The sequence below is a fragment of the Arthrobacter sp. AOP36-A1-22 genome (genome assembly GCF_052377615.1).
Classification (GTDB): Bacteria; Actinomycetota; Actinomycetes; order Actinomycetales; family Micrococcaceae; genus Arthrobacter_H.
In genome coordinates, this window is the sequence record NZ_JBQSWX010000022.1 from 48,855 (window position 1) to 57,672 (window position 8,818).

Below are 8,818 nucleotides of genomic sequence, written 5' to 3' on the forward strand. Positions count from 1 at the left end.
CCGGGAAGGTCCCGGGGCGGCAATGACCGATGTCACTGCCGCCCCGAAGCCCCCCGGTAGTAGGGTCGTGAGCCGATCCCACGACGGAAGCAGGCCATGGAAGAACGCACGAGCACCCCGGACCAGGGCGCCGCCACGGCGCCGCCGCCCACCGGCACGACCCCGGTTCCCGGATATCGGCGGATGGGACATCCCCGGGTATCGGGTTCGGTGGTCGGCGCGGTGGGCGGCTGCGCTTTCATCGTCGTGAATACCCCGGCCCTGGACGGGCCGTGGGCCCTGGGCCTGCGGCTACTCGGGCTGGCCGCCCTCGGACTGTGGGTCTGGGCGGTGCTGCTGCGGCCCCGGCCGCTTCCGCCCCACCCCCGGCCGGACCGGACCGGTGGGATCGTCTATTTCGGCGGGTTGATCGCCATGTTCGCGATCATGTTCATCGGGATCCGCTGGCTCGAAGCCGCAGGGCGCGAGGGCCTGGAACCGGCGGTGGTCGCCCTGGCCGTGGGCGCACATTTCCTGCCCTATGCCCGGGCCTTCGCCGCCCCGATATTCCTCTGGCTCGGCTCGGTCATGGTGGCGCTGGGGATCGCCGGGCTGGCCCTGGGGCTGACCAGCACCGTGGTGGCCGCCCCGGCAGCGGCAGTCGCCGCCGGCTTCGTACTGCTCATCGGCAGCGCCGTCGACGCGCTGGGCGTCTGAACGGGGCGTGGATCAGTCGGGGATCTCGGTATCGGCCAGTGCTGGACCCCGCACCACCAGCACCGGGCAGAAGGACCGGGCGATGCAGGCCGAACTGACCGAGCCCATCAGCAGCCCGACGAATCCTCCGCGGCCCCGACGACCGACGATGAGCATATCGGCCTCCTTGCTGGCCTCGATCAGGGTCGGCCGGGCACTGCCCTGACGCAACCGGATGCTCACGTTCTCCGGGATCTGCGGTCCGTAGGCCTCCTTCAAGGCGGCCGCGACCGTGTGTTCGACGCGTTCGGAGAACCCCTCGATGCCCATGACTTCGTACCGTTCGGGCATCGGCGGGTAGTCCCAGCAGGCGGTCGCTTCGATCCGTGCGTTCAACCCGACGGCGACATGCCGGGCCTGACGCAGCGCCTCCACCGATGAGGCGGAACCATCGACTCCGACAATGACCAATCCCTGGCGTTCTTCTGCCATCACAACCTCCGATCCCTCCCCGTGCGGGGAGGCTCCTGGCCTTCCAGCTTATCGTCGACGGCTTGCTGTACAGCTAGCGCAGGACCACGGTCCTGTTCTCCAGCAGGAACACCCGGCCCTCACAATGCCACCGCACGGCGTTGGATAGCGCCCGGCATTCGGTATCTCGTCCGGCCGCGACCAGATCCGCGGGGGAGAAGGTGTGGTCCACGTCCTGGACCTGTTGGGAGATGATCGGCCCCTCGTCCAATTCGCTGTTCACGTAATGGGCGGTCGCCCCGACCGTCTTCACCCCGCGGGCATGGGCCTGGTGGTACGGCTTGGCCCCCTTGAAACTGGGTAGGAAGGAATGGTGGATGTTGATGGTGCGCCCGGTGAGTTGGCGGCTGAGCTCATCGGAGAGGATCTGCATGTAGCGTGCCAGGACCACCAGTTCGACGTCGTAGTCCTCCATCAGTTCCAGCAGCCGGGCCTCGGCCGCCGGCTTGGTGTTGGCGGTGACCGGAACGTGGTGGTAGTCGATGCCATGCCATTGAACCAGCGACTGGTGGTCGAGGTGGTTGGAGACGACGGCGACGATCTCCACCGGCAATTCGCCCATGCGTGAACGATAGAGCAGGTCGTTGAGGCAGTGCCCGAATTTGGAGACCATCACCAGCACCCGGCGCTTCTCGTTCAGCGGGCGTAGGCTCCACTGCATCCCGTACGTGGCGCCGAGTTCGGAGAAGGCCCCACGCAGGCGCTGGAGTTCGAGCTCCGGATCCAAGGCGACCAGCGGGGAATCCGGGCCCGGACGGCTGACGAAATGCACCCGCAGGAAGAACCTGCCCTCATGGAAGTCGTCGAATTGACGCAACTCATGGATGTCCCCGCCATGGTCGAGCAGGAACCCTGACACCGCATGGACGATGCCCGGTCGTTCGGCGCAATCGAGGCTCAGGACGAATTCGTGCATGGGGGAGTCGGAGGCCTGGACCATGGGTTCCTGCTTTCTGGAAAGGGAGGGCTGCTCAGCACTCGATGACGTTCACGGCGAGTCCGCCGCGCGAGGTTTCCTTGTACTTATCCTTCATGTCCGCCCCGGTCTGACGCATCGTTTCGATGGCCTGATCCAGGGTGACCCGGTGTTCGCCGTCACCGTGGCGGGCCAACCGGGCGGCGTTGATGGCCTTGACCGAGGCGATGGCATTGCGTTCGATGCACGGAATCTGCACCAGCCCGCCCACGGGATCGCAGGTCAGCCCCAAGTTATGCTCGATTCCGATTTCCGCCGCGTTCTCGACTTGTTCCGGGGTGCCGCCCAGCACCGCGCAGATGCCCGCCGCAGCCATCGAACAGGCCGACCCGACTTCGCCCTGGCAGCCGACCTCGGCGCCGGAGATCGACGCGTTCTGTTTGAACAGGATGCCGATGGCCGCGGCAGTGAGCAGGAACGTGACGATCCCGTCCTCGTCCGCGCCGTCGATGAACCGCGCATAGAAGTGCAGCACCGCCGGGATGATGCCGGCGGCCCCGTTGGTCGGCGCCGTGACGATGCGCCCACCCGAGGCATTCTCCTCGTTCACCGCCAGGGCGTAGAGGTTCACCCATTCCATCGCCCATAGCGGGTCGGCCGGTTCCAGCCCGTTGATGCGGCCTTCCGCCTCCTGCTGGCGCAGCTTCTCCCGCAACTCCGGGGCACGACGGCGGACCTTCAGCCCGCCGGGCAGCACCGGCTCGGTACGGGTGCAGCCGTTTTCCACGCATTCCTCCATCACCGACCAGATGTGCAGCAGGGCGGCCCGGGTTTCCGCCTCGGGCCGCCAGGAGTTCTCGTTGGCCATCATCACTTCTGCGATGGACAGTCCGGAGGTCTGGCAGGCGGCCAGCAGCTCGCCGCCGGTGTTGAACGGATGCGGCAACGGGGTCTCGTCGGAGACGAGCTGGTCGGCTTCAGCCGAGACGTCGTCGACCACGAACCCGCCGCCGATGGAGTAGTAGGTGCTCTGACGGATCGTCGCCCCGTCCGCCCCGAAGGCCTGGAAGACCATGCCGTTGGGGTGGGCGGGCAACGACTTGCGCCGGTGCAGGACCACGTCACGTTCATCGTTGAATCCGATATCGGCGCCACCGCCCAGCGGCAGCCTCCCCTCGCGGAGGCAGGAGGCCACCAGCTCCCCGGCGATGGCGGTATCGACCGTCGCCGGATCATGTCCGGCCAACCCGAGGATCACCGCCTGATCGGAATGGTGGCCGATGCCGGTGGCCCCCAGGGAGCCGAAGAGTTCGGCCTTGACCCGGGCCACCGAGGACAGCAGGGAGTCCGCGGCCAGCCCGGCGGTGAACCGCCGGGCCGCCCGCATGGGACCGACCGTATGGGAGGAGGAGGGACCGATTCCCACCGAGAACAGGTCCAGGGTGCTCAGTGCCATCAGGCCACCTCTGCCGCCGAGAACTCGAGCATGGCATCGAGCAGCCAATGCACCATGTAATCGGCGAAGGAGGCGCGCGGCATGATCCGGAACGTGTCCTCCTGCGTCTTCCACAAGATCACCGGCACGGGGCCGATGGTCGTGGTGACGGCTGAACCGGTGGCGAAGACCGAGGGGTGCATATCGAAGTGGCACCCCTTCTCCAGGACCGACCGGGCCGAGGGGCCCGAGAGTTCAAGCGTGGTGCGGTTCCCCGACAGGTCCACGACGGAGCCGGGCAGGGCGCCTTCGCCGTCGCCCAGCAGCTCGGCCAGGGGAGCGGCGTCCACGCTGTCCGGGGGCCCGACGAGCAGGAACTCATCAGGTCCCTGCCACAGGACCGCGCGGTCCTGGTCGCCGCCGACCTCGCCCACGCGCTGCGGCAGGGAGAGTCCCAGCGCCGACTCCATGACCCGGGCGGTGGCCGACCCCGGCACGACCCGCAGGCCGATCTGGGTCAGGAACGGCAGTTCACGCAGGGCGACGCCCCGTTCACCGGCGACGGAGCCGGCGGCCATGTTCCGGGCCAGATAGCCGACCGGGCTGGTGCGCAGCGCGGCGACCTCCTGGCTCACGGAGGGTGCTTCCAAGGTGTTCTCAGCCATCGCGACGGCTCCCTTCAGGGTCGTAGAGGATGGGGGATGCGATTTCGACGTCGACGAGTTCGCCGTCCAACAGGGACTGCACGACCTCGCCCATGCGGTTGCGGCCGTTCTTGACCAAGGCCAGACCGAAGGTTCGGCCCAGGGCCGGGCTGCGGTAGCTGGAGGTCACGTGGCCCTCCATGGGCACCGGACCCTGCTGGGGGGTGATGGGTGTTCCGGAGGTGACCAGCTGCGCCCCTTCGGGCAACAGCGTGGTCTTGTTCACCGGCAGCACCCCCACCAGATGGTGGCGGTCCTCGCGGGCCGTATCGGCACGGGCATAGGAGCGCTTGCCGATGAAGTCCTTGAGTTTGGAGACCACCCAGTCCATGCCGGCGTCCTGCGGGGTGACGGTCCCGTCGGTGTCCTGCCCGACGATGATGAACCCCTTTTCGGCGCGCAGCACGTGCATCGTCTCGGTGCCGTACGGGGTGATGTTGAATTCGGCGCCGGCCGCGGCGACGTCCTCCCACACCTTGAGTCCGTACCAGGACGAGACGTTGATTTCGAACGCCAGTTCACCGGAGAAGGAGATCCGGCAGATCCGTGCCGGGATCCCGCTGGCCAACGTGGTCTCGCGGAAGGCCATGAACTTGAAGTTCTCGTTGGTCAGGTCCAGATCGGGGGCCAGCTTGGCGATCACGGCGCGGGACTTGGGCCCGACGACGGCGACCGTGGAGTACTGCTCGGTCACCGAGGTGCACACCACATCCAGTTCCGGCCACTCGGTCTGCAGCCATTCCTCGAGCCAGTCCAGGATCTTCGCCGCCCCACCGGTGGTGGTGGTCATGAAGTAGCGGTCCTCTTCCAGCCGCAGGGTCACCCCGTCGTCATAGATCATCCCGTCGGGGGTGCACATCAGGCCGTAACGGCCCATCCCGTTCTTGAGCTTCTTGAACCCGTTGGTGTAGATCCGCCCGAGGAACTCCCCGGCGTCGCGGCCACGGATCTCGATCTTGCCCAGGGTGGTGGCGTCCTGGAAGCCCACGGATTCACGGGTGGCCGCGCATTCACGCTGCACCGCGGTATCCATGTCCTCGCCGTCCAGCGGGAAGTAGCGCGGACGCTTCCACTGGCCGACGTCCTCGAACACCGCCCCATGGGCCAGATGCCAGGGGTGGATGGACGTAAACCGGGCCGGGTCGAGCATTTGTCCGCGCTGGCGGCCGGCCAGGGCGGCGAAGGCGACCGGGGTGTAGGGCGCCCGGAACGTGGTGGTGCCGATCTCCCCGAGCTCCTCGATGCCCAGGACGGCGGCGATGACGCCGATGGCGGCCACGCCACTGGTTTTGCCCTGGTCGTTGGCGGTGCTGATCGAGGTGTAGCGCTTGATGTGTTCCACCGAGCGCATGCCGGCCCCGGTGGAGCGGACGACGTCGGCGACCGTCTGGTCGCGTTGCAGGTCCACGAAATGGGTGTCCCATTCGCCTTCGCTGCCTCCGGTGCCATGGACCAGCCACAAGGGCCGGGACGGGGCGATGTCGCAGGCCGCGGTCGAGGCGGCGGCGACGGAAGCCGAATGCCCGACGGCGGCGATGGCCTCGCCACCGGAGGCATGGCCCTCGGACAGGCAGGACGCCAGATCGTAGGAACCGTTCAAGGCGCCGGCCGTGTGCATGTTCTTCAGCGGCTTGCCCGGCACGAAGGCCGCGAGCTCCTGGTTCCAGGCGACCTTGCCCTGGCGCTGGCTGTAGAGGTGCACCACCGGGCTCCACCCGTTGGAGACCGCCAGCAGGTCCGCGTCGATCTCTTCGGCGGTGCCGGTGGCCTGACCGTCATGGTCCACCGCGGTGACGGTCACCGAGGCGACGCGGCCCGACCCGTCGGCGGCGGTGTCCACCACGGCGGAGCCCAGCAGCGAGCGGACGCCGGTGGCCGCCAGGACCTTCGAGGCTTCGGCCGAGGCCTCGGTGCGGGAGTCGACGACCGCGGCGACGACGACGCCGGCCGCATGCAGGTCGGCGACCGTGGCGTAGGCGGCGTCGTTGGTCGTGGCGACCACGACCCGGGAACCGGCGGCGACGCCGTAACGGTTCAGGTAGCTGCGCACCGCGGAGGAAAGCATGACGCCGGGGCGGTCGTTGTTGGCGAAGACCAGCGGACGCTCATGGGCGCCGGTGGCCAGCACGACCTGCTTGGCCCGGATATGCCAGATGCGTTCGCGGGAGACCCCGGCCCCCGGATCCTCGGCCAGGTGGTCGGTGCGCCGCTGGACGGCGATGATGTAGTTCTCGTCGTAGGCGCCGAAGGCCGTGGTGCGGTTCAGATAGGTGAACTCCTGGCCCCGGCCCAGTTCCTCGGCGGTGTCCGCGGCCCACCGGGCGGCGGGGGTGCCGTTGATCTCCTCGGTGCTGGAGGAGAGCAGCGATCCGCCCGGATCCGGCTGTTCGTCGATGAGGATCGTGCGCGCCCCCGAGTCCGACGCCTGGCGGGCGGCGGCCAGCCCGGCGGGGCCGGCGCCGACGACGAGCACGTCGGTGTGCACGTACTTGCGGTCGTAGTAGGCCTCGTCACGGCGTGGATCCATGACCCCCAGACCACTGAGGTAGTTGGCCTTCATCCCGTCGGTCACGTGGGTGACCGTGGCCGGGAGCATGGACTCGTCGACCTGCCCGGCGAAGCGGGAGGCGACGGTGATCAGGGCGTTGGGCTCCTCGACGCCGGCGGCCAGGATGCCGCGCGGGCGGTTCAGGTACAGCGAGTTGCCGCAGCCGATCCGGCCGGCGGCGAGGGCGGCCGAGGCCACCGTGTCACCGGGGTGGGCTTCGAGGGCCCGCCCGTCGAGGGTGAGGCTGATGGTCCGGGACCTGTCGATGCCGTGGCCCTGGACCTGGTCGGCGCCGAGGCGGCCTGCCAGCGGCGCTGCGGGCTGGGTGGGGCTCATCGTGTTCCTCCTTCGGGGGTGTTCTGCCGTGCGTGGATCAGCTCGGGGGAGGCGATATCGGGTCTCGGCTCGTTCAACTGGTAGATGGCTTGGATTTCATAGGTGGAGGTGTCCCGCAATGCGTTGAACCATTTGCGGCAGCCGGCGGCGTGGTTCCAGCGTTCGGCGAAGATGCCCTTGGGGTTCTTGCGGTAGAAGAGGTAGCGCGACCATTCGCTGTCGGTCAGCTCGTCCGGGTTCTCCGGATAGGCGACATGGGCCTGGCCGCCGTAGTGGTATTCGGTTTCATCGCGTGGCCCGCAGTTGGGGCATTCAATGAGCAGCATGGGAAGTCCTTCTGGAAGTGGGTGCTAGTGGGCGACGGCGGCAGCGCCGTGCTCGTCGATCAGCTGTCCGGTCTCGAAGCGGTCCAGCGCGTACGGGGCGTTCAGCGGGTGCGCTTCCCCGGTCGCGATGGTGTGGGCGAAGGTGTAGCCGGCCGCGGGGGTTCCCTTGAAGCCACCGGTGCCCCAGCCGCAGTTCACGTACATCCCCTCGATCGGTGTCGGGGACACGATGGGGGAGGCGTCCATGGTCACGTCGACGATGCCGCCCCAGGTGCGCAGCAGGTGCGCCCGGGAGAAGATCGGGAACAGTTCGACCGCGGCCGACATCTGCTCTTCGATGACATGGAAGGCACCGCGCTGGCCGTAGCCGTTATAGGGGTCCACGCCGGCACCCATGACCAGTTCGCCCTTATGTGCCTGCGAAACGTAGACGTGGACGTGGTTGGACATGACCACCGTGGGGTGGACCGGCTCGAAGAGCTCGGAGACCAGGGCCTGCAGCGGGTGGGACTGGATCGGCAGGTCGAAACCCGCCATTTCGGCCAGGACCGAGGAGTGTCCTGCCCCGCACAAGCCCACCTTGTCGGTGAGGATGCGTCCTTGGCTCGTCTCGACGCCGACCACGCGGTTGCCGTCCTTGACGAATCCGGTGACTTCGCAGTTCTGGATGATGTCCACGCCCATCTCGTCGCATTTGCGGGCGAAGGCCCAGGCGACGTGGTCGTGCTTGGCGATGCCGGCCCGCGGCTGGTAGGTCGCGCCCATGACCGGGTAGCGGATGTCGTCCCCGGTGTTGATGATCGGGCACAGCTCCTTGACCTGGTTCGGCTCCAACCATTCGGCGTCCACCCCGTTCAGGGCGTTGGCATTGACCCGGCGTTTGGAATCGCGCACTTCCTGCAGGGTGTGGGCGACGTTCATGACCCCGCGCTGGGAGAACAGGAAGTCGTAGTCCAGCTCCTCGGGCAGGCCCTCCCAGAGCTTGAGCGAGTGCTCGTACAGCGCCGCGCTCTCGTCCCAGAGGTAGTTCGAACGGATGATGGTGGTGTTCCGGGCCATGTTGCCGCCGGCCAGCCAGCCGCGTTCCAGGATGGCGATGTTCGTCATTCCATGGTTCTTCGCAAGATAGTAGGCGGTGGCCAGGCCGTGTCCGCCGCCGCCGACGATCACTGCGTCATAGGAGGGCTTGGGTTCGGCATTGCGCCACAGGAATTCAGGGTGCTCGGGCAGCAGATCGGCCATGATCAGGCTCCAATCGTGGAAGAGAGAAGGGGAAGTTCCGGGTAGAGCGGGTGGGCGGTGGCCAAGGCGGTGACCCTGGCCTTCAAGCCGTCAAGGACCGCCGCA

The 8,818-nt window shown here is 67.8% G+C and carries 8 protein-coding genes; 1 reads left to right on the forward strand and 7 read right to left on the reverse strand.

All coding sequences use genetic code 11. The features are described from left to right. Positions 1–96 precede the first annotated feature (96 nt). Positions 97–696 (forward strand): hypothetical protein, encoded by a 600-nt coding sequence (locus ACT3S2_RS12635; RefSeq protein ID WP_444555541.1) that lies wholly within the window; start codon positions 97–99, stop codon positions 694–696. 12 nt (positions 697–708) lie between these two features. On the opposite strand, the gene ACT3S2_RS12640 is transcribed toward ACT3S2_RS12635, so the two are convergent. The 7 genes from ACT3S2_RS12640 to ACT3S2_RS12670 all read right to left on the reverse strand — a co-directional run bounded on the left by ACT3S2_RS12640 (position 709) and on the right by ACT3S2_RS12670 (position 8,713). Continuing rightward, a complete protein-coding gene (locus tag ACT3S2_RS12640; RefSeq protein WP_444555540.1) occupies positions 709–1,167 on the reverse strand; it encodes a universal stress protein in 459 nt (152 codons plus the stop codon). Positions 1,168–1,240: 73 nt separating this feature from the next. Next, the gene (purU, locus tag ACT3S2_RS12645; protein WP_444561765.1) at positions 1,241–2,146 is read right to left on the reverse strand and encodes a formyltetrahydrofolate deformylase; all 906 of its coding nucleotides are present in this window, start codon (positions 2,144–2,146) and stop codon (positions 1,241–1,243) included. Between the two features lie 31 nt (positions 2,147–2,177). Then, entirely contained in the window at positions 2,178–3,578 is a 1,401-nt protein-coding gene (locus tag ACT3S2_RS12650; protein ID WP_444555538.1) for an L-serine ammonia-lyase, read from the reverse strand. Then, complete coding sequence (locus tag ACT3S2_RS12655) at positions 3,578–4,222, reverse strand: sarcosine oxidase subunit gamma (RefSeq protein WP_444555537.1); 645 nt, start codon at positions 4,220–4,222, stop codon at positions 3,578–3,580. Before ACT3S2_RS12655 ends, ACT3S2_RS12650 begins: the two co-directional genes overlap by 1 nt. Further along, a complete protein-coding gene (locus tag ACT3S2_RS12660; protein WP_444561766.1) occupies positions 4,215–7,145 on the reverse strand; it encodes a sarcosine oxidase subunit alpha family protein in 2,931 nt (976 codons plus the stop codon). Before ACT3S2_RS12660 ends, ACT3S2_RS12655 begins: the two co-directional genes overlap by 8 nt. Next, positions 7,142–7,471, reverse strand: coding sequence for a sarcosine oxidase subunit delta (locus tag ACT3S2_RS12665; protein ID WP_444555535.1), 330 nt, complete (start codon positions 7,469–7,471; stop codon positions 7,142–7,144). Before ACT3S2_RS12665 ends, ACT3S2_RS12660 begins: the two co-directional genes overlap by 4 nt. 24 nt (positions 7,472–7,495) lie before the next feature. Then, positions 7,496–8,713, reverse strand: a complete 1,218-nt coding sequence (locus ACT3S2_RS12670; protein ID WP_444555534.1) for a sarcosine oxidase subunit beta family protein — start codon at positions 8,711–8,713, stop codon at positions 7,496–7,498. Positions 8,714–8,818: the final 105 nt, after the last annotated feature.